This window comes from Blautia sp. 1001283B150304_161114_C9 (genome assembly GCF_015668165.1).
GTDB lineage: Bacteria > Bacillota > Clostridia > Lachnospirales > Lachnospiraceae > Blautia_A > Blautia_A wexlerae.
Genome location: NZ_JADPGO010000011.1, coordinates 25,381 through 48,453 on the forward strand (window position 1 = coordinate 25,381; position 23,073 = coordinate 48,453).

Annotated in this window: 20 protein-coding genes, 1 tRNA gene, 1 other RNA gene and 1 pseudogene; 17 read left to right on the plus strand and 6 right to left on the minus strand. The window is 43.0% G+C overall.

Features of this window, described 5'->3' with window-relative positions; genetic code table 11:
• The first annotated feature begins 1 nt into the window (after position 1).
• From rseP to I4V44_RS18185, 6 genes are all read left to right on the plus strand, one after another.
• Positions 2–1,297: an RIP metalloprotease RseP gene (rseP, locus tag I4V44_RS07555; protein ID WP_196002551.1), complete on the plus strand. Its 1,296-nt coding sequence runs from the start codon at positions 2–4 to the stop codon at positions 1,295–1,297.
• 398 nt (positions 1,298–1,695) lie between these two features.
• Complete coding sequence (locus I4V44_RS07560; RefSeq protein ID WP_025580331.1) at positions 1,696–2,427, plus strand: DUF554 domain-containing protein; 732 nt, start codon at positions 1,696–1,698, stop codon at positions 2,425–2,427.
• A 249-nt stretch (positions 2,428–2,676) separates the two neighbouring features.
• The gene (locus tag I4V44_RS07565) at positions 2,677–3,369 is read left to right on the plus strand and encodes a hypothetical protein (protein ID WP_118330316.1); all 693 of its coding nucleotides are present in this window, start codon (positions 2,677–2,679) and stop codon (positions 3,367–3,369) included.
• A 337-nt stretch (positions 3,370–3,706) separates the two neighbouring features.
• Entirely contained in the window at positions 3,707–5,413 is a 1,707-nt protein-coding gene (locus tag I4V44_RS07570) for an AAA family ATPase (protein ID WP_196002552.1), read from the plus strand.
• 303 nt (positions 5,414–5,716) lie between these two features.
• Positions 5,717–5,893 (plus strand): flavoprotein, encoded by a 177-nt coding sequence (locus I4V44_RS07575; RefSeq protein WP_118521251.1) that lies wholly within the window; start codon positions 5,717–5,719, stop codon positions 5,891–5,893.
• Positions 5,894–5,917: 24 nt separating this feature from the next.
• Positions 5,918–6,055, plus strand: a complete 138-nt coding sequence (locus tag I4V44_RS18185; protein WP_081703293.1) for an SMI1/KNR4 family protein — start codon at positions 5,918–5,920, stop codon at positions 6,053–6,055.
• Between the two features lie 102 nt (positions 6,056–6,157).
• Here the strand turns inward: I4V44_RS18185 and I4V44_RS07585 are convergent, their stop codons facing one another.
• Both I4V44_RS07585 and I4V44_RS07590 read right to left on the minus strand, forming a co-directional pair.
• Entirely contained in the window at positions 6,158–7,426 is a 1,269-nt protein-coding gene (locus I4V44_RS07585) for a peptidoglycan-binding protein (RefSeq protein WP_118759483.1), read from the minus strand.
• A 137-nt stretch (positions 7,427–7,563) separates the two neighbouring features.
• Positions 7,564–7,648, minus strand: a tRNA-Leu gene (locus I4V44_RS07590).
• A 197-nt stretch (positions 7,649–7,845) separates the two neighbouring features.
• Between I4V44_RS07590 and I4V44_RS07595 the strand changes: the two genes are divergently transcribed.
• From I4V44_RS07595 to rnpB, 7 genes are all read left to right on the plus strand, one after another.
• Positions 7,846–8,853, plus strand: a complete 1,008-nt coding sequence (locus tag I4V44_RS07595; RefSeq protein ID WP_022380713.1) for a deoxyguanosinetriphosphate triphosphohydrolase — start codon at positions 7,846–7,848, stop codon at positions 8,851–8,853.
• Between the two features lie 22 nt (positions 8,854–8,875).
• Entirely contained in the window at positions 8,876–10,672 is a 1,797-nt protein-coding gene (gene dnaG / locus I4V44_RS07600; RefSeq protein WP_026648543.1) for a DNA primase, read from the plus strand.
• 39 nt (positions 10,673–10,711) lie between these two features.
• Positions 10,712–11,839: an RNA polymerase sigma factor RpoD gene (rpoD, locus tag I4V44_RS07605; protein ID WP_008707631.1), complete on the plus strand. Its 1,128-nt coding sequence runs from the start codon at positions 10,712–10,714 to the stop codon at positions 11,837–11,839.
• Positions 11,840–11,849: 10 nt separating this feature from the next.
• Positions 11,850–12,557, plus strand: a complete 708-nt coding sequence (locus tag I4V44_RS07610; RefSeq protein WP_008707630.1) for a tRNA (adenine(22)-N(1))-methyltransferase — start codon at positions 11,850–11,852, stop codon at positions 12,555–12,557.
• Positions 12,544–13,326, plus strand: coding sequence for a Nif3-like dinuclear metal center hexameric protein (locus tag I4V44_RS07615; RefSeq protein WP_118521232.1), 783 nt, complete (start codon positions 12,544–12,546; stop codon positions 13,324–13,326). The genes I4V44_RS07610 and I4V44_RS07615 overlap by 14 nt, the downstream gene beginning before the upstream one ends.
• 118 nt (positions 13,327–13,444) lie before the next feature.
• Positions 13,445–15,112 carry a nucleoside kinase gene (locus I4V44_RS07620; RefSeq protein WP_196002553.1) on the plus strand — a complete coding sequence of 556 codons (1,668 nt, stop codon included), beginning with the start codon at positions 13,445–13,447 and terminating at the stop codon, positions 15,110–15,112.
• Positions 15,113–15,170: 58 nt separating this feature from the next.
• An RNA gene (rnpB, locus tag I4V44_RS07625) (RNase P RNA component class A) lies at positions 15,171–15,521 on the plus strand.
• Between the two features lie 51 nt (positions 15,522–15,572).
• Here the strand turns inward: rnpB and I4V44_RS07630 are convergent.
• The 3 genes from I4V44_RS07630 to I4V44_RS07640 form a co-directional block, all read right to left on the minus strand.
• Positions 15,573–16,010: an aspartate carbamoyltransferase regulatory subunit gene (locus I4V44_RS07630; RefSeq protein WP_008707627.1), complete on the minus strand. Its 438-nt coding sequence runs from the start codon at positions 16,008–16,010 to the stop codon at positions 15,573–15,575.
• The gene (gene pyrB / locus I4V44_RS07635; protein WP_118585825.1) at positions 16,004–16,927 is read right to left on the minus strand and encodes an aspartate carbamoyltransferase; all 924 of its coding nucleotides are present in this window, start codon (positions 16,925–16,927) and stop codon (positions 16,004–16,006) included. Before pyrB ends, I4V44_RS07630 begins: the two co-directional genes overlap by 7 nt.
• A 78-nt stretch (positions 16,928–17,005) precedes the next feature.
• Positions 17,006–17,392 (minus strand): putative ABC transporter permease, encoded by a 387-nt coding sequence (locus I4V44_RS07640; RefSeq protein WP_008707623.1) that lies wholly within the window; start codon positions 17,390–17,392, stop codon positions 17,006–17,008.
• A gap of 165 nt (positions 17,393–17,557) precedes the next feature.
• Here I4V44_RS07640 and I4V44_RS07645 point away from each other — a divergent pair, with 165 nt between their 5' ends.
• Both I4V44_RS07645 and pheA read left to right on the plus strand, forming a co-directional pair.
• Complete coding sequence (locus tag I4V44_RS07645) at positions 17,558–18,841, plus strand: bifunctional folylpolyglutamate synthase/dihydrofolate synthase (RefSeq protein ID WP_118611363.1); 1,284 nt, start codon at positions 17,558–17,560, stop codon at positions 18,839–18,841.
• 21 nt (positions 18,842–18,862) lie between these two features.
• Entirely contained in the window at positions 18,863–19,993 is a 1,131-nt protein-coding gene (gene pheA, locus I4V44_RS07650) for a prephenate dehydratase (protein ID WP_008707620.1), read from the plus strand.
• Positions 19,994–20,012: 19 nt separating this feature from the next.
• Here the strand turns inward: pheA and I4V44_RS18505 are convergent.
• Positions 20,013–20,081, minus strand: a pseudogene (locus I4V44_RS18505) (DUF6783 domain-containing protein); the annotation flags it as partial.
• A gap of 97 nt (positions 20,082–20,178) precedes the next feature.
• Between I4V44_RS18505 and I4V44_RS07655 the strand changes: the two are divergent.
• Both I4V44_RS07655 and I4V44_RS07660 read left to right on the plus strand, forming a co-directional pair.
• Positions 20,179–21,486, plus strand: coding sequence for an ATP-binding protein (locus tag I4V44_RS07655; protein WP_055058716.1), 1,308 nt, complete (start codon positions 20,179–20,181; stop codon positions 21,484–21,486).
• 36 nt (positions 21,487–21,522) lie between these two features.
• A complete protein-coding gene (locus I4V44_RS07660; RefSeq protein WP_196002554.1) occupies positions 21,523–23,061 on the plus strand; it encodes a Ppx/GppA phosphatase family protein in 1,539 nt (512 codons plus the stop codon).
• Positions 23,062–23,073: the final 12 nt, after the last annotated feature.

Here is a 23,073-nt window from a genome sequence, read left to right on the forward strand (position 1 = left end):
ATTGAAAATTATTATTGCAATTGTCATATTCAGTGCAATCATTCTCTTTCATGAGCTGGGACATTTTCTTTTTGCAAAGCTGAATAAGATCGTGGTCACAGAATTCTCTCTGGGAATGGGACCAAGACTTTTCAGTTTTGAGAAAGGAGATACCAGATATTCACTGAAACTTCTTCCTATCGGTGGCTCCTGTGCCATGCTGGGGGAGGATACGGACATAGAGAATGAACCGGGAACTTTTAACAGTGCGTCTGTGTGGGGCAGGATTTCCGTAGTTGCCGCAGGACCGGTATTTAACTTTATCATGGCATTTGTATTGTCTGTGATCATTGTAGGTGCTGTAGGATATGAACCATCCAGAGTTCTTTCCGTAAAGGAAGGTTCTGCGGCTGAGGCTGCAGGACTGAAAGAGGGAGATATTATTACCGGTTATCAGGGATATCACATTGATCTGGGAAAAGATCTCTATGTATATTCCTATCTGAACCAGCTGAAAGAGGGAGATACCATTAACCTGACTGTTAAGCGTGACGGAAAGAAGATGGATATTTCCTATAAGTCGGATACAAATGTGAGATACCTTCTGGGCTGCAATTTCAACGGGGATGATACTTCTGCCATGACAGTAGAATCTGTAATGGATGGAATGCCGTTGCAGGAAGCAGGGATTCGGCAGGGAGATGTGATCACATCCATTAATGGAGTGAAGATTACAAATGCAGCAGATTACCAGAAATATATTCAGGAGAATCCGCTGACAGAAAAGTCTGTAAGGCTTACCTATTCCAGGGACGGACAGGAATATGATATTACGGTTACACCAAAAGAATACCGTACGGCAGAATCAGGATTTACCTACAATATGTATTCTGAAAAAGCAAAAGGGCTGAATGTAGTCAAATATGGTGCCGTAGAAGTAAAATATATGGTACGTACAACGATTCTCAGCCTGAAAGAGCTGGTCAGCGGAAAGCTTGGAATGAAAGATCTGAGTGGTCCGGTCGGAGTTGTGGATGCAATCGGAACTACGTATGAGGAAAGCAAAAGCGAAGGAACCATGATCCTGTGGATGAATATGCTTAATATGGCAGTTCTGCTCTCTGCAAACCTTGGAGTTATGAACCTCCTTCCGTTTCCGGCACTGGACGGTGGACGGCTGGTATTTCTTGTCATAGAGGCAATCCGCAGAAAACCGATTAACAGACAGGTGGAGGGCGGCATCCATTTCGCAGGGCTGATGCTGTTGATGGCGTTGATGGTATTTGTCATGTACAATGATATTGTCAAACTGATCTGAGATAAATGATAGACAGAATATTTTTATAGATAGTTAGCTCGGGCAGAGCGTGAAAAAAGTGAATAATGTAAAAATATTTGCAAAAAAGACAGATTTTTAAAAAAGAGAAATCTGTCTTTTTTGTAGAATTGTTATAGTTGACGGATGAACGTAGCCCAAATTCATTCCAGATTGCCTGCGGCAATGGAATTTTGGCTTGTATGTCTCGGGATTTTGGCATATTCATGCCAAAACACCTCGCGGGATAGTGGTGTGTGAACAGTAACGTCGGATTCTTTTATAATAAAGGTAAAGAATTTTTGACATTGCGAAAAATTATAGTTTGTTATATACTGATTTTTTGGCAGTGTTGAGAATGTGACATCTGTCTGAGTTTGTCTGGAGGAGAGAAAAAAGTTATGCCTATTGGAATAATTATCAATGCATTGTCCATAGTTATCGGCGGAATCCTGGGGACTCTTGTGGGGCACAAATTAAGTCCGAAATTCAAAGAGGATATTACTCTTGTATTCGGGGTATGCTCTATGGGAATGGGAATCAGCACCATCGGTCTGATGGAAAATATGCCGGCGGTTATTTTTTCTGTTGTGATCGGTACGGGAATCGGACTTGCGATTCATCTTGGAGAAAGGATCAATGCCGGTGCCGGTGTTATGCAGCGTGTGATCGGCAAATTTATCAAGAATTCAAATTCAGAGCTTTCTGAGGATGAGTTTATGAATACACTGGTGACGATCATCGTATTATTCTGTGCAAGCGGAACAGGAATCTATGGCTCTATCGTATCCGGAATGAGCGGGGATCATTCAGTGCTGATCTCCAAATCTATTCTGGATTTATTTACAGCAGCTATTTTTGCCTGCAGCCTGGGAATGGTAGTGTGTATGATCGCCATTCCGCAGGTGATTATTTTCCTGATCCTGTTCTTTGCAGCAACGGCGATTTTTCCGCTGACTACACCGGGCATGATCAATGACTTTAAAGCCTGTGGCGGGTTTCTGATGCTTGCAACCGGTTTTCGTATGGTGAAGCTGAAGAACTTCCCAACTGCGGACATGATACCGGCGATGGTGCTGATCATGCCTATGTCATGGTTCTGGGTGACTTACGTACTGCCGTTAGTATCATAAGTTAAGCTGGCAGATTTTCATTTCTGAGTTCAGAAACGGAGATCTGCTTCTTTTTAGGTCAATTACAATCAAAGTTATAGATGACTGTAATGGCGCTTATAAAAAACTAACCAATAGTTAATAGAAAATTTCTTCCTGATATTGTATTGTAAATATATAATAAATCTGAAAAAATATCAGGTGTATCAAAAGTATTTCCTGATATTTGCCTGAAACTATAATGGCACATCAAGAGAGGAGGAGATTTTTATGAGTATGAAAAATCGATTTGCAGGAAAATGTAGAAGCTATCTGGCATTTTTTCTTCTGGCGGCATTTGCGGCACTTTTATTTTTCCCAAGGGTAGCATCGGCTGCTGCCAAGCCAACTGCCAAACAGCTTAAAGTAACCTACAGAGGATTCGAATATGACAATGATACAGCAAAGTTATATCTGAAGCTGAGTCTGAAAAATACTTCGAGTTACACGATTACAAAAGTGAAGATGGGATATGAGATACCTATTATGGAGGATGGAACCATAACCCAGACCTTCAGTGTAACGATTAATCCCGGAAAGACAGTGAATAAGACGGTTTATATTGGAAAAATGACTCAGCAGCCATATAAAGCGCCGAAGGTAAAATGCTTATCGTTCTGGTATAAGTCAGCGACACCTAAGCTAAACCAGCTCAAAGTCAGCTACAAGGGATATGAGTACAATCCGAACACAGGAGAGCTGTATATAACTGCCCGTATGCAGAACACTTCCAGTTATACGATTACAAAGGTAACGATGTATTTTGAGATACCACTGGATGAAACTGCAACACCGACCAAAACCTACAATGTAAATATTCCGGCCGGAAAGACAAAAAATTACAGGTTCAAAATTGGAATGATGACAGATGCTCCGGATGGAAAGGTACTGGTGAAATGTAAGAAATTCTGGTATAAGAAATAACAAATGAAATTGTGATATCAGACAGGCAGCCATTGTGAGATACTCTAAACAGTACCGCAATGGCTGCTGTTTTGTTATGCTTAGGAAATTACGTTGGAATTGTTATAATTAGGTATATTTTAGCATAAATAATTCCTGTCTGAAATAAAAATTGCTGTTATTATTTCTGGCTTAGTCGGGCTCGAAGTGGCAGTAACTCCTGCTTTACGTTACAAATGTTTCATGTTATCATTATCTAAAATCAGGGAAGCTGTTTTTCGGGGAATTTTTTAACCGAATGCGGATTGCGAATATCCGTTTGACTTGCAAAATCTGGTAATGAAGGAGGATGAAAAATATGCGGAACAGAAAGAAACTGCCAATTGGAATAGATAGTTTTGAAAAAATAATCCGGCATAATTTTTACTATGTGGATAAAACAGAAATGATAACAGAACTTCTTCATAACTGGGGAGAAGTGAATCTGTTTACACGTCCTCGCCGTTTTGGAAAATCTCTGAATATGAATATGCTGCAGTCATTTCTGGAAATCGGATGTGATAAATCGCTGTTTAATGGACTGAAGGTATCCCGTGAAAAAGAACTGTGTGAAGAATATATGGGAAAGTTTCCGGTAATTTCGCTTACATTGAAGAATGTGGAGGGATTAAATTTTGAGTCAGCCCGGAAATCGCTGAAGAATACTCTGGGAATGGAGGCGTGGAGACTTAGTGCTCTGGCAGAGAGCAGCCGCCTTACAGAGGAAGAAAAAAACTCTTATAAAGCATTGACTGTCGTTGATGATCATGGCGATTTCAAAATGTCTGATGCCACAATGGAGAAGGCGCTGCTTATATTAACTGTATTACTGGAGAAACATTATGGAAAAAAAGCGGTTCTTTTGATTGATGAGTATGATGTGCCATTAGATAAAGCGTTCCAGTATGGATATTATGACGAGATGGTATCTTTGATCAGAAACATGTTTGGAAATGTTTTGAAGACAAATTCGAGCCTGTTTTTTGCAGTACTTACGGGATGCCTGAGAATTGCGAAGGAAAGCATTTTTACAGAATTAAATAATTTTAATGTTTTTTCAATTACGAGTGTGCAGTTTGATGAGTTCTTTGGATTTACAGATGATGAGGTCGCAGAAATGCTGAAATATTTTGGGCTTTCTGACTACCATGAAACAATCAGGGAATGGTATGATGGTTATCAGTTTGGAAAGAAAGCAGTGTATTGTCCCTGGGACGTGATCAGTTATTGCAGAAATTTATGTGCAGATCCTGATGCGATACCAGAAGATTTCTGGTCTAATACCAGCAGCAACAGCATTGTGAGTCGTTTTATAGATAAAGCGAATAAACAGACGAGAGATGAAATCGAAAACCTGATTTCGGGAGAAACGGTTATAAAAGAAATAAAACAGGAACTGACATATAATGAACTGGATAAATCCATTGAGAATCTTTGGAGTATACTTTTTACAACAGGGTATTTAACACAACGTGAAAGAATAGACAGCAGAAAGTTACGTCTGGCAATTCCTAACAGAGAAATTAAAGAATTGTTTGAACTTCAGATCAGGGAATGGTTTCAGGAAAAGTCATCTGAGGATGTAAAGAAACTTGATAAATTATGCATGGCTTTTCCAGATGGAGATGCAGAAACGATAGAAGATTTGTTTAACGACTATTTATGGAATACAATCAGTATTCGGGATACGGCAGTTAAGGGAAGAAAAGAAAATTTTTATCATGGAGTTTTGCTGGGGCTGCTAAGTCATATGGAGAACTGGGCTGTCTGGTCGAATATAGAATCTGGTGAAGGTTATTGTGATATTTTACTGGAAGTTCCGGAGAATCGTGTCGGAGTGGTGATCGAGATGAAATATGCTCAGGAAGACAGAATGGAGGCAGCTTGTACAGAAGCTCTGAAACAGATTGAACAACGTCAGTATGCTGCAAGGTTAAAGAGTGACGGGATGAAGAATATTGTAAATTATGGCATTGCCTGTTATCGGAAACATTGTAAAGTTAAGATTGGGAAAGAAAATTCTTAATCTAAGAAGATATCTTAATAAGAAAACAGCTCTGCTGTTCTGAAATTACAGCTCCTCTCAGTGATTATTATTTGTGATACTGAGGGGAGCTTTTTATATCATAGAAGATTATTCTGCAATGTTTCTGTGATGTAACAGTCTTTTGGACAGGATTCTTTCTTACGTATTCCTTGTTGGAATAATCCATGTGAAAAGAAGAATTGCGAAGGAAATAGGAAACGAACGGGTATAATTTGTGCAAATTGTTGGAAAATTTTTTAAACATACTTTAATATGAACGGAAAAGTCAGGAAAGGAAGAAAAATGAGAAAGAGACTTATCATCGGTATGAGTGGGGCTTCCGGAGCGCCCCTTACAATAGAATTGCTGAAACAACTGCAGCAGTATAAAGAAATAATAGAGACACATCTGATCGTGACAAAAGGTGCGGAAATGACGCTGGAACAGCTATATGCTCTTGCGGACGAGGTACATGATTGAAACAATCTCAAACCACCAGCAGAGCTGGTGGTACTGACTTCGGGAGATAATTATTATTGTGTAAATAATGAGAATGGAAAAGTATATTATTGGAGTTCAAGCGAAGATAGCTATTATTATATTGCTGAATCGATAGATGAATTTGCTTCTTTTTTTAGGTGATATCTGTTGTAAGGGTAATAAAACGGCTGCCAATCCGGTAAATATGTGAGATAACATATCAGTAGGTGAGGCAGCCATTTTACGTATATTTTTGCTACAACCCTAACGCAGCTCAGCAATCCTGCTGACTGCCACATAGATCTCCTGGATTTTATACCAGGTTGGATAATCTACGATCCCTGTCTGGTCCAGACCGAAAATGCTCTGGAAAATCCTGACGGAATTTTGGGTCTCAGGTCCGTAAATTCCATCTGCGGTAACAACAGGGACAGCAGGATAAGCTTCTGCGATTGTGTTTAACTGTTCCTGAATCTGTCTTACCTTATTTCCGGATGCACCGATATCCAGATCATATCCTGGCCAGGAGGCGGGGATGCCGGAGATTGCTTCCGCCACATTGATATACATATCATTTCCGTAAAAAGTCCGTAGGATTTCAATGGCAGAGTATCCCTGATCGCCCAGTGCCTTGCTTCCCCATTGTGTCATCCAGCCTCTGTTTCGGCATTGTACCTGTTTGCCGTCACAGTACTGGGTAAGGATTGGCTGACGTACATTTGGTCTGGAAAGATAATTCTCAAACAGTTCATCTACAATGCGGTCAATGCTGGCAAAGATATTCCTGCCATAGATCCATTTGTGATCATAGGCAGTGGAGGAAGTGATCGTAAAGTCATAACCTTTGTTCCGGTACCATTCCGTATAAACCCTGTTCAGAGTAAAAGACATGATAGCCAGAACATTTGCCCGGATGGTATCGTCGGGCCAGGTGGCATAGATTTCGCTGCTGGCTACATTTTTGATGTAATCTTTGTAGCGTACATAATAATTGCCTGCAGCGGAATCGTTGACAGGCCCGTCGTGTACCACTATATATTCAGGGACAACGACCTTGCTTAATACGATTTCGCCGTTTTCGTTTATTGGTTTTATCTCGGCTTCTTCGATTTTGGGAGGATATTCATAGAACAACGTATGCGGAGGAATTACAATTCTCTGGAAAGTTTCGCCGGATTCCATGACATTCAGTGTTGTTGGCTGTCTGGATAAAGTATCTGCTAATACCTGGCTTCCTGCGATTTCTTTGGGTTCAAAGCCTTCTGCTTCGATCTGAATGGTATATTCTGAGTAGGGCTGTTGTTCAACCGGTTCCATACTGTATTCCAGAGGTGGAGTCTTAAGTTCAATGACAGGAGTGCGTCCGGAGGAATCTGTTGCCACTTCTTCAATGGTACTGTCGGGTGCTCCTGTGTAGGAGATTCTGACGCGTGCGTTTTCTATGGGACGATTGTTCAGCCGGTCTGATACGGTAACCTGATATTGTCCTGTATCTATATTTTCCTGCTGCATCTGCATATGATAAAAAGCCATACAAGCTCCTGTAGATAATGCTTTCCTGATAAATTATGCAGGGGACTGGAAAATGGTTACCTGAGAAAAGAATTATTGTAGAAAAAAGAATAAAAAAATAAGGCACCATGACTTCTCATAGTTCCTCATTCTTTAAATGCGGAAGATGGGACTTGAACCCACACGAGCGCAATGCTCACAAGATCCTTAGTCTTGCTCGTCTGCCAGTTCCGACACTTCCGCATATCGCATTTCTCTGGGATTCTTTTGCTCTCCCTCGCGACAAGTGATACTATATCAAATGTAAAAGCTAATGTCAACACCTTTTTGAAAAAAATATAAAAAAATTTCAATTTTTTTTTGAAAAAAAGAGGAATTTGAAATTTTATGTAGAATATAATTAATAAGAGGTATTTTGTCAGCTTGTGGAGGTATCGCTTATGAATATCAGAGAAAGCATGGAACAGCGTGAACAAAAGATGCTCAGTCCTTATGCTGCTTTGAGTCTTTGTTCCAGAGGCAGAGAGCGGCAGGAGGAAGAATGCGATGTACGGACTGTCTATCAGAGAGACAGGGACAGGATCCTTCATAGTAAAGCTTTTCGCAGGATGAAGGATAAGACACAGGTTTTTGTGGCACCCCAGGGTGATCATTACAGGACCAGACTGACACATACTCTTGAGGTATCACAGATTGCCAGAACAATAGCGAAGGCACTGAGACTGAATGAAGATCTTGTAGAAGCGATCGCACTTGGACATGACCTGGGACATACTCCCTTTGGACATGCAGGTGAGAGGGCTCTTGATGCAGTGAATCCGGATGGCTTTGCCCACTATAAACAAAGCGTCAGGGTTGCACAGGTACTGGAGAAGAACGGCGAAGGGTTGAATCTCACATGGGAGGTCCGGGATGGTATCCTGAATCACAGAACCAGTGGGAATCCGTCTACTCTCGAAGGAAAGGTAGTAAGACTTTCGGACAAGATCGCCTATATTCATCATGATATGGATGATGCACAGCGGGCGGGGATTATTTCTGAGGATGATATTCCGGTCACGCTTCGGATGCTGCTCGGTTATACAACCAGAGAGCGGCTCAATACATTTGTTCATGATGTGATAGAGAACAGTCTTGAGCAGGATACCATAAAGATGTCAGCAGAGATCTACGAGGCAATGATGGATCTGCGGGCTCTCATGTTTCAGAATGTATATGAGAATCCGGCAGCCCATAAGGAAGAGGAAAAGGTAGTGAAGATGCTGACGGAGTTATATGAATATTATGTCGAATACCCGGAAGCAATGTCAAAAGAATACAGGGAGCTGATCGTGCGTGGAGAGAAGAAGGAACAGGCAGTATGTGACTATCTCTCAGGAATGACAGACCAGTATTCTATAAGGAAATTCCGGGAGATTTACATACCAAAAGCATGGGAAGTCTATTAATCATCAAGAAGGAGGACGAAGCATGCGTTATTCAGACGATATCATTGAAGAAGTCAGGATGAAGAATGATATTGTAGATGTTGTATCCCAGTATGTGAAGCTGAACAAAAGAGGAAGTACCTATTTTGGACTTTGTCCGTTTCATAATGAGAAAACTCCCTCTTTTTCGGTAACACCGGCGAAGCAGATGTATTACTGCTTCGGATGCGGAGCAGGCGGGAATGTATTTAATTTTGTGATGGAATATGAGAATTATACCTTTGGAGAGGCACTGAAGCATCTGGCAGACAGGGCAGGGGTGCAGCTTCCGAAGATTGAATATTCCGGAGAAGCAAAGAAGAAAGCAGAACGTCGGGCTGCCCTTCTGGAGATCAATAAGCTTGCAGCAGGATATTTCTATTATCAGCTGCGTCGTGAGAGTGGCAGACAGGCACATGAATATCTGACAGGCAGAGGACTCAGTGAGGAGACGATCAGGAAGTTTGGCCTGGGATATTCGGATAAGTACAGTGACGATCTGTACAAATATCTGAAGTCAAAGAATTACAGTGACGAACTGCTGCGGGATTCCGGCCTGTTCAATGTGGATGAACGCAGGGGAATGTATGACAAGTTCTGGAACAGGGTTATTTTCCCGATCATGGATGTGAATAACCGCGTGATCGGATTTGGAGGCAGAGTGATGGGTGACGGAAAGCCGAAGTACCTGAACTCGCCGGAGACTACGATCTTTGATAAAAGCCGGAATCTGTACGGGCTGAATGTTGCAAGAACCACGAGAAAAAATTATCTGATCCTGTGTGAAGGATATATGGATGTGATATCCATGCATCAGGCAGGGTTTACCAATGCGGTTGCATCGCTGGGAACGGCACTTACTTCCGGACATGCAAGTCTGCTGAAGCGTTATACTCAGGAGGTATTGCTTCTGTATGACAGTGATGATGCAGGCGTGAGGGCTGCCCTTCGTGCCATTCCTATTCTGAGGGAAGCCGGTGTTTCTTCGAGAGTGGTAAATCTTAAGCCGCATAAAGATCCGGATGAATTTATCAAGGCACTTGGAGCGGAAGAGTTTGAGAAACGTCTGGAGCAGGCTATGGACAGCTTTATGTTCCGCATACATATGGCAGAGCGGGAATTTCCAATGGAGGAACCCCAGGGACAGAACCGTTTCTTTGAGCGGTGTGCGCAGATGCTTCTGGAGCTTTCCGATGAACTGGAGAGAAATCTTTACATAGAAGCAATCGTAAAGGATTACAGAAGCAGTGGGATCAGTGTGGAGAATCTGAAAAAGAGAGTCGGAGCTCTTGCAATGAAGGGAACTCCGGCAGAGCAGAGAATTCAGCCTAAACCTGTGGGAGCAGGTCAGCAAAAGAAGAAGGAGAGTGCAGCAGAGAAAGCACAGAAGCTGATGCTTACCTGGCTGGTAACTTATCCGGGCATATTTGATACAGTGGAAAAATATATCCAGCCTTCAGATTTCGTGGTTCCTCTGTACAGGCAGGTGGCAGAGATGCTTTACCGGCAGCACAGGGATGGCGATGTGAATCCTGCAAGGCTTATGAATGCTTTCATTGACAGTGAAGAGCAGAGAGAGGTTTCATCCCTTTTTAATGCAACGATCCATCTGGAGACTCCGGAGGAACAGAACCGGGCTTTTTCGGATGCTGTGATCAGGATTAAGGATGAGAGTCTGAAAGAGAGAAACAGAACCTGGGATCCCACAGATATACAGGGACTGCAGGAACTTGTAAAAGCAAAGAAAGAACTGGAAGAGCTTGGAAGAAAGCGGCAGCAGCTGCATATTTCTTTTGAATAAGGATAAAATATAAACACTATATGGAGGTATAGAGCACATATGGAAATGAATATGGGTAAATTCAGTGAAAAACTGGTAGAACTTCTGGAGCTTGCCAAAAAGAAAAAGAATGTACTGGAATACCAGGAAATCAATGACTTCTTTAAGGACCAGCCACTGGGAGTTGAACAGATGGAGAAAGTATTTGACTTTCTGGAAGCCAGTGGAGTGGATGTGCTTAGGATTACAGACAGTAATGCAGATGATATGATCCTGGATGATGACGATGCAGACATTGATAAGCTGGATGAAGAAGAGATTGAGCTTGACAAGATCGATCTTTCTGTTCCTGAAGGTGTAAGCATCGAGGATCCAGTACGTATGTATCTGAAGGAAATTGGTAAGGTTCCGCTTCTTTCAGCAGAAGAGGAAATCGAACTTGCAAAGAGAATGGAGAATGGGGATGAGGCTGCCAAGAAACGTCTGGCAGAAGCAAACCTTCGTCTTGTTGTCAGCATTGCAAAGAGATATGTGGGACGTGGAATGCTTTTCCTTGATCTGATCCAGGAAGGTAACTTAGGTCTGATCAAAGCGGTTGAGAAATTTGATTACCGCAAGGGTTATAAATTCAGCACCTATGCTACATGGTGGATCCGTCAGGCAATCACCAGAGCAATCGCAGACCAGGCACGTACCATCCGTATTCCGGTGCATATGGTTGAGACTATTAACAAACTGATCCGCGTTTCCCGTCAGTTACTGCAGGAGCTTGGACGTGAACCTACGCCGGAAGAAATTGCAAAAGAGATGGATATGTCTGTAGAGCGTGTACGTGAGATCCTTAAGATCTCCCAGGAGCCTGTATCTCTGGAGACACCTATCGGTGAGGAAGAGGACAGCCACCTTGGAGACTTTATCCAGGATGACAATGTACCTGTACCTGCAGATGCAGCAGCATTTACTTTGCTGAAAGAGCAGCTGGTAGAGGTTCTGAGCACATTGACAGACAGAGAGCAGAAAGTATTGCGTCTGCGTTTTGGCCTGGACGATGGACGTGCCAGAACTCTGGAGGAAGTTGGTAAGGAATTTAATGTAACAAGAGAACGTATCCGTCAGATTGAGGCAAAGGCTCTCCGCAAGCTTCGTCATCCGAGCCGCAGCCGTAAACTGAAGGATTATCTGGACTAAGGAGCCTGTTATGCAGCTTTCATTACGTTTGTCTGCAATAGCAGGCCTGGTGACCAGGGGAAACAGACTTGTGGATGTGGGATGCGATCATGGATACCTGCCGGTTTCGCTTTATCTGGATGGAAAGATTCCGGGTGCGATTGCCATGGATGTAAGAAAAGGCCCGTTGTCCAGAGCGCAGGAACATATTTCTCAGTATGGACTGGACGCATACATAGAAACCCGGCTTTCAGACGGACTTGAGGCTTTGAAACCGGGAGAGGGCGACACTCTTGTGATCGCAGGAATGGGCGGCCCTCTCATGGAGAGGATTCTTACTGACGGGGCAGAGGTCAGGGAGAGCTTTCGGGAAATGATCCTGCAGCCTCAGTCAGATATCCCCCATTTTCGCAGATTTGTCAGAAAAATCGGCTGGCAGATCACAGAGGAGGAGATGGTTCTGGAGGATGGCAAGTTTTATCCTATGATGAAGGTAATTCATGGAGAAAAGATGCATATTTCAGAAGATACTCCTTATACTTTAGATGAGTGGTTTGGAGGAATGCTTCTGGAAAGAAAGCATCCTGTTCTGCGGGAGTATCTGGAAAGAGAGCTTCGCATCCGCAATGAGATTCTTGACAGATTAAAGAATGCGCCCAATGCAGAGAAGCGTGCGGGCGAGATAGAGGAGGAAAAGCAGGCAGTTATTGCTGCTTTAGAGGAATATGAAGGCATATGAACTGACCTCCTGGCTGGAGAAGAAGTACCCGTCAGATGCAGCAGAGGACTGGGATAACGTAGGACTTCTCGCAGGAGATGATACAAATGAGATCAGCCATGTGTTTCTGGCTCTGGATCTGACAGAGGAAACACTGGCTGAGGCCATAGAGGATGGGGCAGATATGATCATTACCCATCATCCCATGATCTTTTCCGGAATTAAGAAAATCAATAATCACAGCTTTACAGGAAGAAAGATCCTTACGCTGATACAGAAAGGAATTGTTTATTATGCGATGCATACCAATTATGATGTGCTGGGTATGGCGGATCTGAGTGCAGACTATACGAAGATGCATGATACCACAGTCCTTTCCATAACTGAAGAGAGAGATGGGGAAGTACAGGGCTTTGGCAGAGTTGGGAAACTTCCACGGGAAATGACACTGAGAGAGTATGCACAGCTTGTCAAAGAGTCTCTGAAGTTAAATGATGTAAAGGTTTATGGGAATCTGGACAGTATGGTAAAATGTGCTGCTGTATGTACAGGATCAGGCAAGAGCATGATCAAGGATGTCATTAAGGCCGGTGCGGATGTGTATGTGACCGGTGATATCGACCACCATACAGGAATTGATACGGTTGCGCAGGGACTGGCGCTGATCGATGCCGGACACTACGGAACAGAATATATTTTTATGGATGCAATGAAAAAAGAACTGACACAGGCATTTCCGGAACTGAAAATCTCCTGTGCAGAGGTAAAGAGCCCGTACACGATTCTGTGATACGGGTTCTTACCATATAATAATGAAATTATAAATGAAAATTGGCTGATCTGCCTGTTGGCGGCGGAGCTGATAACTGTATTTACTTGTCGGTATAGCAGAAATGGAGGCAGGATTTATGGGACAGAAAATGTATAACGTTACGATACAGGGAATAACAAAACAATATCCTGAGAAGATTCCTTATAGTGAGATTGTAAAGGAATACGAAGGAAGTACGGATGCACCTGTAATGCTGGTGATCGTAAATGGCAGGCTGAGAGAACTGCATAAGTATCTCAAAGCAGACTGTGAGATTGAATTTGTGACATCCAAAGATCCGATCGGACACAAAACTTATTGCAGAAGTGCAAGTCTGATTCTTCTGAAAGCAATTTATGATGTGGCAGGGCAGGAAAATATAGACAGTGTAGTGATCCATTATTCTGTAGGCAGCGGCTATTATTTTACAATGAAAGGACCTATGGCGCTGGATCAGGAATTTATTGATAAGGTAAAGGCGCAGATGCACAGGATCGTGGACGAGAATCTTCCCATTGTAAAGCGAAGCGTAAGCACCAGTGAGGCAGTTGCACTTTTTCATAAGCATCATATGTATGACAAAGAGAAGCTGTTTAATTACCGCAGAAGCTCTGCGGTGAATCTTTACAGTATTGGAAGTTTTGAGGATTATTTCTACGGTTTTATGGCGAACCATACGGGATATATTAAGACGTTTGATCTGTTTTTGTATGAGGGTGGTTTCGTATTGCAGCTTCCGACTCAGAATGAACCGGACCGGATACCTGAATTTAAACCGAGAGAGAAGATTTTTCGTGTGCAGAAGGAATCTCAGGAATGGGGAGATAAACTGGATATTGCGACAGTCGGTGATCTGAATGAAAAGGTTACCAGAGGCGGTATCCAGGATATTTTGCTGATCCAGGAGGCTATGCAGGAGGCAAAGATTTCGGAAATCGCATCTGAGATTGCTGCAGCCGGAAACAAGAAGTTTGTTATGATCGCAGGTCCGTCTTCTTCCGGAAAGACTACGTTTTCACACAGGCTGTCCATTCAGCTGGCTGCCCATGGAATGAAACCGCATCCGATCGCAGTGGATAATTATTTCATTGACAGGCATCTGACTCCTGTAGATGAGTTTGGGGAAAAGAATTTTGAGTGTCTGGAAGCGATTGATGTGGAGCAGTTTAATAAAGATATGCTTGAGCTTTTGGAAGGAAAAAGGGTAGAGATGCCGGTTTTCAATTTCAAAACAGGAACCAGAGAATATAAAGGTGATTTTCTGCAGCTGGATAAAGACGATATTCTGGTGATCGAGGGAATTCATGGATTGAATGACAGGCTCAGCTATGCGCTGCCAAAGGAGAGCAAATTTAAGATTTATCTCAGCGCTCTGACTCAGCTGAATATTGATGAACATAACAGGATTCCTACTACGGATGGCCGTCTGATCCGCAGAATTGTAAGAGATGCCCGCACCAGAGGGACTTCTGCGAAAGAGACAATTGCAAGATGGCCTTCTGTACGCAGAGGTGAAGAACAGAATATCTTTCCATTCCAGGAGGATGCAGATGTAATGTTTAATTCTGCGCTGATCTATGAACTGGCATGCCTGAAAGTATATGCGGAACCGCTTTTATTTGGGATTGCCAAGGACGAACCGGAGTATACAGAGGCGAAGAGGCTGTTGAAGTTCTTTGAATATTTTGTTCCGGTGCCAAGCGAGGCAGTGCCGAATAATTCGATTTTAAGAGAATTTATCGGTGGAAGCTGCTTTAATGTGTAAAATAGTAGGATGAAATTTCTTTACAAGTGCAAAAAAACGTGCTAGAATAGCACTTGCGCAACCAGGCCAGGTAATCGCGGCTGAACAGACGAAAGGGTTCAGACGAGGAAAGTCCGGGCTTCGCAGGGCAGGATGCCGGATAACGTCCGGTGGAGGTGACTCCCAGACCAGTGCAACAGAAATAAACCGCCTCATTTGCTGAGGTAAGGGTGGAAAGGCAGTGTAAGAGACTACCGCCGTCCTGGTAACAGGCCGGGCACATGTAAACTCCATTCGAAGCAAGACCGAATAGAAAGCGATACGGCTGCCCGTCGTGCTTTCAGGTGGGTCGCTTGAGCCTTATGGCAACGTAAGGCCTAGACAGATGATTACCCAATGACATAACCCGGCTTATCGGTCTGATTGCGTACAAAAAAACAGAACGGATTTCTTCCGTTCTGTTTTTTTGATATGTGTTTTATTATTTATTGCGTTTACCTGTGTATTTCTCTTCGCAGTATTTACATCTGTAAACTTCTTTCTCTTTATCTGCAAGAACAAAAATCTGGTCGAGTCCCTGTTCAATGGAAGTGATGCAGCGTGGATTCTTGCATTTGATCACGTTGACAACCTGATTCGGAAGTTTCAGTTCTTTTTTGGCAACGATCTTCTCGTCCTTGATTACGTTTACAGTAATGTTATGATCGATAAAGCCGAGAATGTCAAGATCAAGATTCTCAACCGGGCATTCAACCTTGATGATATCTTTCTTACCCATTTTGTTGCTGCGTGCGTTTTTGATGATGGCAACGGTGCAGTCAAGTTTATCAAGCTTCAGATCATGATAGATAGTCATGGCCTTGCCTGCTTTGATATGGTCTAATACATAACCTTCGCGAAGTGCTCCAACATTTAACATGGTAATTTTACCTCCAGTAATGTGAGAATCAGGGCCATACGTACATATACACCGTACTGTGCCTGTTTGAAATAAGCTGCTCTCGGGTCTGCATCCACCTCTGTTGAGATTTCATTTACACGTGGAAGCGGATGGAGAATGTACATGTCTTCTTTTGCAAGTTCCATTTTCTGTTTGTCCAGAATGTAGAAATCCTTCATGCGGACATAGTCTTCTTCGTTGAAGAAACGTTCTTTCTGTACACGTGTCATGTAGAGGATATCAAGATCAGGTAAAGCATCTTCCAGTCTCTCTACTTCCTGGAATTCGATATTGTTCTTTTTCAGAACATCCTCGCGGATATAGCTTGGGATGCGAAGCTCTTCCGGTGAGATCAGAATGAATTTTACATTTGTGTAACGTACAAGTGCTTCGATCAGGGAGTGAACTGTACGTCCGAATTTCAGGTCGCCGCACAGACCAATGGTCAGATTGTCCAGACGTCCTTTCAGGGAACGGATGGTAAGTAAGTCGGTTAATGTCTGGGTAGGATGTTGATGACCACCGTCGCCGGCGTTGATAACAGGAATAGAAGAAGCCATAGAAGCTACTAACGGAGCACCTTCTTTCGGGTGGCGCATAGCACAGATGTCAGCGTAACAGGATACAACGCGGATTGTATCGGCAACACTTTCACCCTTTGAAGCGGAACTGGAATCAGCTGATGAAAAACCAAGAACTTTACCGCCAAGGTTCATCATAGCAGCTTCAAAGCTGAGACGGGTACGGGTGCTTGGCTCATAGAATAAAGTTGCCAGTCTTTTATCATCGCAGACATGTGCGTATTTATCAGGGTGTTTCTCAATATCGCTGGCCAAGTCAAGAAGAGTATTTAACTCATCAACAGACAGATCCAGCGGACTCATTAAGTGTCTCATTTCATACCTCCATATTTTACTGGTTCAGGAATTTTTATTTAATCCTTCATAACATCATATAATAATCAGGTGCTTTTTTCAAGAGAGTTTTCCAAGTATTTTCTCAAAAAAAAGTCCGGCTCCGAACCAGAGGGGAGCGTAGTCCGGTCTTATCAGTCCCCGGTAATTCAGAGGAGTGTTGCTGTAGTCCCAGGGACACATATGAAAACAGCGCAAAAGAGCACCGCTGATAAATTCCACGAAGAAAAATCCGACAGTATAAATGCAGCCGCGGACAAAAAGCGGGACAGCAGAAAGTTTACCGGAGAGCGGGCGGATGATGGCACCGCATCCGTAAATGGGAAACATTAAAAGGGAAGTTTTTCCTGTCATGGTAAGTTCTCCTGAAAGGATGGAATGCAGTCCGGTCCAGAGGATTTCCATGCACCAGCCCGTCAGACCGCAGAGAATGAAAGCTTTTTTCATAGGTAACGCTCCTGTATAAATTTCTATGATTCTAGTATTGCCTGCCTTGAAAAAAACATACACGTAGGATATAATGAGAACACGTTATTACACTATAGCAATGAGGTGCCTTATGCGCAAAAGGAACGTGTGGAGGGGATCTCATGGAAATAAGAGGAGTTTATTATGAATTATCAGGAAAGCCGGGAGTACATAGACAAAATCACCCGGGAAATTCCCAGTGTCCTGGGACTGGAGCATATGCGTGAGCTGATGAAACGTCTTGGAAATCCACAGGATGATCTGAAATATGTGCATGTAGCCGGTACCAATGGCAAGGGTTCTGTCATTGCTTTTTTGTATTCTGCTTTATCAGGTGCGAGATATCGCATTGGAAGATATGTTTCGCCTACCCTGTATTCTTACAGAGGCAGGATGGAAGTTTCGGGAAGCAGGATCAGCAGAGAGGACTTTGCTGCTTATATTACACAGGTGTCTGATGTTATTGCTGCTATGACAAAGGATGGTTATCCCCATCCCACTGCATTTGAAATAGAGACTGCGGTGGCATTTCTGTTCTTTAAAAAAGAGAATTGTGATCTCGTTTTGCTGGAAGTGGGAATGGGCGGAAATCTGGACGCCACAAATATTATTAAGAATACGCTGCTGGCAGTGCTGGTATCAATCAGTATGGATCATATGTCTTTTCTTGGAAATACTTTGGCACAGATCGCAGAGAAGAAAGCCGGGATCATCAAAGACGGCTGCAGAGTGGTGACTGCCAGACAGAAGCCGGAAGCAATGCAGGTGATCGAGAGAATCAGCAGAGAACATGGTGCAAAATGTACCATAGCAGATGCTTCTGAGGCAGAGGTGCTAAAGGAAAGCTGCCTTGGACAGACAATCCGGTACAGGGGTGAAGCGTATGAGATTCCGCTGGCAGGTGTTTATCAGAAGGAAAATGCAGTAGTTGCGCTGAATGCTTTAAAAGTATTGGATGAGCTGGGCTTTCCCACTGCTGCGGAGCAGAAAAAAGAAGGGCTTCGCACAGTAAACTGGAACGGACGGTTTACAGTTATCTGTAAAAAACCGCTGTTTGTGGTAGACGGGGCTCATAATCCTGCTGCTGCGGATATGATGGCAGCTTCAATAGAGCATTATTTTAAGGGAAAACGGATCATCTATATTATGGGAGTGTTTGCAGATAAGGATTACAGAAGTGTGATTCAGAAAACTGCGCACTTTGCAGACCGGATACTTACGATCCAGACTCCGGATAATATAAGGGCGCTGCCTGCCGGAGAGCTGGCGAAGACTGTCAGTGAATACAATCCCAATGTACAGGCAATGGATACGATTAAAGATGCAGTGGAGGAGGCTTTTTCACTTGCCGGGGAACAGGATGTGATCATTGCCTTTGGTTCTCTTTCCTTTATCGGAGAGATGACTGATATTGTAGAGAATTTGTGAAAGTAAAAAGGTACAACATAAATGATAGATTTACAGGAATGCAGAAATGAAATAGATAAGATCGACAGCGATATCATACGTCTTTTTGAACAGAGAATGAAGGTGTGTGAGGATGTTGCAGAATATAAGATACGTACAGGAAAGAAGGTTCTGGATCCGGAAAGAGAGAGACAGAAGCTGGAGGTCCTGAGAGGTAAGGCGCATGGAGAATTTAATCAGCTTGGTGCGCAGGAGCTTTTTCAGCAGATCATGGCGATCAGCCGTAAGAGACAGTATCAGCTTCTCACAGAGCATGGAATCGAGGACGATGAGAAACTGGAAATGGTAGATGCACTTCCGCTGAAAGATGTAAGAGTTGTCTTTCAGGGTGTGGAAGGTGCATACAGCTATGCTGCAATGAGGGAATATTTCCAGGACGATATTGAGAGTTTTCATGTAAAAACCTGGCGCGATGCAATGGAAGCAGTTGTGGAGGGAAGAGCAGACTATGCGGTACTTCCCATTGAGAATACAACTGCCGGTATTGTTGCTGATATTTATGATCTTCTTACAGAGTATGAGCTTAGCATTGTAGGAGAACAGATCATCCGTCCGGAGCATGTACTTCTGGGACTGCCGGATGCTGAACTGGAGGATATCAGACAGGTATGTTCTCATCCTCAGGCACTTTCCCAGTGTGGAAAATATCTGGAATCTCATCCGGACTGGAAGAAGAAAGAGATGGAAAATACTGCCGGTTCTGCCAAGAAGATAAAAGAAGACAATGACAAGACGCAGGCAGCTATTGCCAGCAGACAGGCAGGAGAGCTTTACGGACTGAAGATACTGGCTGAGAATATCTGCTATAACGGACAGAATGCCACACGTTTTGTGATCGTGAGTAAGAAACCGATCTATGTGAAGGATGCACATAAGATCAGTATTTTCTTTGAACTGCATCATGAGAGCGGAACTCTTTACAATATGTTGTCTCACATTATTTATAATGGACTGAATATGACGAAGATTGAATCCCGCCCGATTACAGGGAAGAACTGGCAGTACCGTTTTTTTGTTGATTTCGAGGGAAATTTAAAGGACAGTGCAGTGAAGAATGCCCTGAGAGGAATTGAGGCAGAAGCTGACAGAATGAGAATTTTGGGAAATTATTAAAAATCATTTCCATAATGCCAGAGCGTGTTTGAAAAATCATTTCCACAATCTGCACGTCCCACTTTGCGGTATATTTTGCGTAAAGCATTTTTCAAACACACTCTGGTACATCGTTTTCGAAATAATTATACCACTCACAGCAGAACAATAAGATAAAACAACAAGGTAAGAAGGAAGTAATAAAAATGGCTAGATTAAATGAATGCATCTTATACCGTGACTTTGAACATGGAGAAATCCTTGATAAAATGGCAGAACTGATGAATGCCTGGGAACAGAAAGCACCTGATCTGAAAGAAAAGGAAGGGCTGTTCTTTGAGTGTGCCAACGGACTGGTGGAAACTGCCGGCGCTTATGGCTTTTCCGGAAATTTATGGCACTGTTATCTGACATTTCTTCTGGTAAATAATGAAAATGCATTCAGTACAGCCTGTGAGATCAGAGGGGCTGTCAACGGAAGTATTAATGAACTGGCACTGAATGATTTCGGTGTGTTTAAAGAACTGTATGATTTTGACCTGACTGTACTGGATGAGGCATTTGGAATTTCCTGCTGTAAGGTTCTCGGTGATTATACCAACACCGGAAGTAACAGTAAGATGTTTAATTCCCGTATCAGAGACCGTATCTGTGATCTGAGTAAAACGCTGGCGGCAGCGGAGTCCACAGAGGAATTCATGAAGGATATGGTACAGTTCTATAAAGATTTTGGCGTGGGTAAGCTGGGATTACATAAGGCTTTTCGTGTAGGCCATGATGAGAATGACAATGTGGAGATCCAGCCGATCACAAGGATTGCTCATGTGAAACTGGAGGATCTGGTCGGATATGAAATCCCGAAGCAGAAGCTGATCGAGAATACAGAAGCGTTCGTAAGAGGCAGAAAAGCAAACAACTGTCTGCTTTTTGGCGATGCAGGTACAGGTAAATCTTCAAGTATCAAGGGAATCCTGAACCGTTATTATGATGAGGGACTTCGTATTATCGAGGTGTATAAGCATCAGTTTCAGGATCTGAATGACGTGATCGCGCAGATTAAGAACAGGAACTATAAATTCATTATCTATATGGATGACCTGTCATTTGAGGAATTTGAAATCGAATATAAATATCTGAAAGCAGTGATCGAGGGCGGCCTGGAGAAGAAGCCGGACAATATCCTGATCTATGCAACAAGTAACAGAAGACATCTGGTAAGAGAGAAATCCAGTGACAAGCTGGAGATCATGGATGATGACGATCTGCATTCCTCTGATACAGTGCAGGAGAAGCTTTCACTGGTTTATCGTTTTGGTGTCCGTATTTATTATGGTGCACCGAGCAAAAAGGAATTCCAGACAATTGTGAAAGCTCTCGCAGAGAGAAACGGAATTACCATGCCGGAGGACGAGCTGCTTCTGGAAGCAAATAAGTGGGAGCTTTCCCATGGAGGACTTACAGGACGAACTGCACAGCAGTTTATCGACCATCTGCTGGGTGTGGAGAAGGAATAAAAAAGCAAATAGATGAATGGTAAAGGGGGAACGCATATGGCAGTCATGACATTTGCAGCCATTGATATCGGATCTTATGAAGTCAGTATGAAGATCTTTGAGATGTCAAAAAGAATTGGTTTTCGTGAACTGAATGATGTCAGATACAGTCTGGAAATCGGAAAGGGTGTCTATTCTGACGGAAAGATCGATTCAGAAATGCTGAATGTTTTATGTGAGGTGCTGAATGACTTTAAGAGGCTGATGCGGGATTTTGGGGTGGAAGAGTATCGTGCCTGCGGCACCAGTGCATTCAGAGAACTTGTGAATCCGCTGCTGATCATTGAACAGATCTATCAGCGTACAGGAATGAAAATTGAAATATTAAGCAGTGCAGAACAGCATTTCCTTGGGTACAAATCAATTGCTGCTATAGAAAAGGGATTCAAAAAGATGATCCAGAAAGGCACCGCAATCCTGGATGTGGGCGGCGGAAGCCTTCAGGTTTCCCTCTTTGACAAGGATGCTCTGGTCACTACCCAGGGACTTAAAATGGGAAGTTTAAGAATCCGCCAGCGTCTGCAGGAACTGGAGAAAACAACCATTCATTATGACAAGCTGGTTGAGGAATTTATCCGAAATGACCTGATGAGCTTTCAGAGTCTGTATCTGAAGGATAAGGATATCAGGAATGTGATCCTGATGGGAGATTTTATTACAGATATGATCTTCCAGGAGGAAATGGAAGACAGGATCATTACAAGGGAAGAATTTATGAAACGCTATGAGGATACAGTTGGAAAATCTGTTGACCTGCTGGCACAGGAGATGGAGATTGATCCGGAATATGCATCCCTTGTTGTGCCGACCATGGTAGTGTGCAGAAATTTTATTGATATTTTCAATGCAGAGTCTCTCTGGGCACCAGGTGTTTCCCTGCTGGATGGAATTGCCTATGATTTTGCAGAGAAGAAAAAATTTCTCAAAAGTGTCCACAATTTTGAGAATGACATTCTGGTTACATCAAAGAACATTGCAAAACGCTATTCCAGCAGTAAGAGTCATATCCAAGGAACTATGAATCTTTGCCTGAATATTTTTGACAGTATGAAGAAAGTTCATGGTATGGGAGCAAGAGAACGTCTGTTATTGCAGATCGCGGCACTGCTTCATGACTGTGGCAAATATATCAGTATGGAAAAGGTTTCCGAGTGTTCCTATCAGATCATTATGTCTACAGATATCATTGGGCTGTCCTTTCTGGAACGCCAGATGATCGCATGTGCGGTCAGATTCAATAATTCTGCGTTTGTTTATTATGATGAACTTTACAGTATGGGAATCGCTATTGACAGAGAGAGCTATATCAAGGTGGCAAAGATGACTGCAATCCTTCGCCTGGCAAATGCCATGGACAGAAGTCATTATCAGAAAGTAAAAGGAATCAAAGCAGTGCTCAAAGACAGAGAACTGCAGATGATCGTGGATTCTGCACAGGACATTTCCCTGGAACTGGGACTGCTGAAAGATAAAGAGGCATTTTTTGAAGAAGTATTTGGCATTCGTCTGGTTCTCAGACGCAAGGGCAGAGCGTAAAGGAGGATGAAC

What these genes read in the sequence shown, in the direction of transcription:
- I4V44_RS07560 (WP_025580331.1), top strand. Translation starts at nt 1,696, where the DNA reads ATGCCTATTGGAATAATTATCAATGCATTGTCCATAGTTATCGGCGGA.
- I4V44_RS07565 (WP_118330316.1), top strand. Translation starts at nt 2,677, where the DNA reads ATGAGTATGAAAAATCGATTTGCAGGAAAATGTAGAAGCTATCTGGCA.
- I4V44_RS07570 (WP_196002552.1), top strand. Translation starts at nt 3,707, where the DNA reads ATGCGGAACAGAAAGAAACTGCCAATTGGAATAGATAGTTTTGAAAAA.
- I4V44_RS07575 (WP_118521251.1), top strand. Translation starts at nt 5,717, where the DNA reads ATGAGAAAGAGACTTATCATCGGTATGAGTGGGGCTTCCGGAGCGCCC.
- I4V44_RS07585 (WP_118759483.1), bottom strand. Translation starts at nt 7,426, where the DNA reads ATGGCTTTTTATCATATGCAGATGCAGCAGGAAAATATAGATACAGGA.
- I4V44_RS07595 (WP_022380713.1), top strand. Translation starts at nt 7,846, where the DNA reads ATGAATATCAGAGAAAGCATGGAACAGCGTGAACAAAAGATGCTCAGT.
- dnaG (WP_026648543.1), top strand. Translation starts at nt 8,876, where the DNA reads ATGCGTTATTCAGACGATATCATTGAAGAAGTCAGGATGAAGAATGAT.
- rpoD (WP_008707631.1), top strand. Translation starts at nt 10,712, where the DNA reads ATGGAAATGAATATGGGTAAATTCAGTGAAAAACTGGTAGAACTTCTG.
- I4V44_RS07610 (WP_008707630.1), top strand. Translation starts at nt 11,850, where the DNA reads ATGCAGCTTTCATTACGTTTGTCTGCAATAGCAGGCCTGGTGACCAGG.
- I4V44_RS07615 (WP_118521232.1), top strand. Translation starts at nt 12,544, where the DNA reads ATGAAGGCATATGAACTGACCTCCTGGCTGGAGAAGAAGTACCCGTCA.
- I4V44_RS07620 (WP_196002553.1), top strand. Translation starts at nt 13,445, where the DNA reads ATGGGACAGAAAATGTATAACGTTACGATACAGGGAATAACAAAACAA.
- I4V44_RS07630 (WP_008707627.1), bottom strand. Translation starts at nt 16,010, where the DNA reads ATGTTAAATGTTGGAGCACTTCGCGAAGGTTATGTATTAGACCATATC.
- pyrB (WP_118585825.1), bottom strand. Translation starts at nt 16,927, where the DNA reads ATGAGACACTTAATGAGTCCGCTGGATCTGTCTGTTGATGAGTTAAAT.
- I4V44_RS07640 (WP_008707623.1), bottom strand. Translation starts at nt 17,392, where the DNA reads ATGAAAAAAGCTTTCATTCTCTGCGGTCTGACGGGCTGGTGCATGGAA.
- I4V44_RS07645 (WP_118611363.1), top strand. Translation starts at nt 17,558, where the DNA reads ATGAATTATCAGGAAAGCCGGGAGTACATAGACAAAATCACCCGGGAA.
- pheA (WP_008707620.1), top strand. Translation starts at nt 18,863, where the DNA reads ATGATAGATTTACAGGAATGCAGAAATGAAATAGATAAGATCGACAGC.
- I4V44_RS07655 (WP_055058716.1), top strand. Translation starts at nt 20,179, where the DNA reads ATGGCTAGATTAAATGAATGCATCTTATACCGTGACTTTGAACATGGA.
- I4V44_RS07660 (WP_196002554.1), top strand. Translation starts at nt 21,523, where the DNA reads ATGGCAGTCATGACATTTGCAGCCATTGATATCGGATCTTATGAAGTC.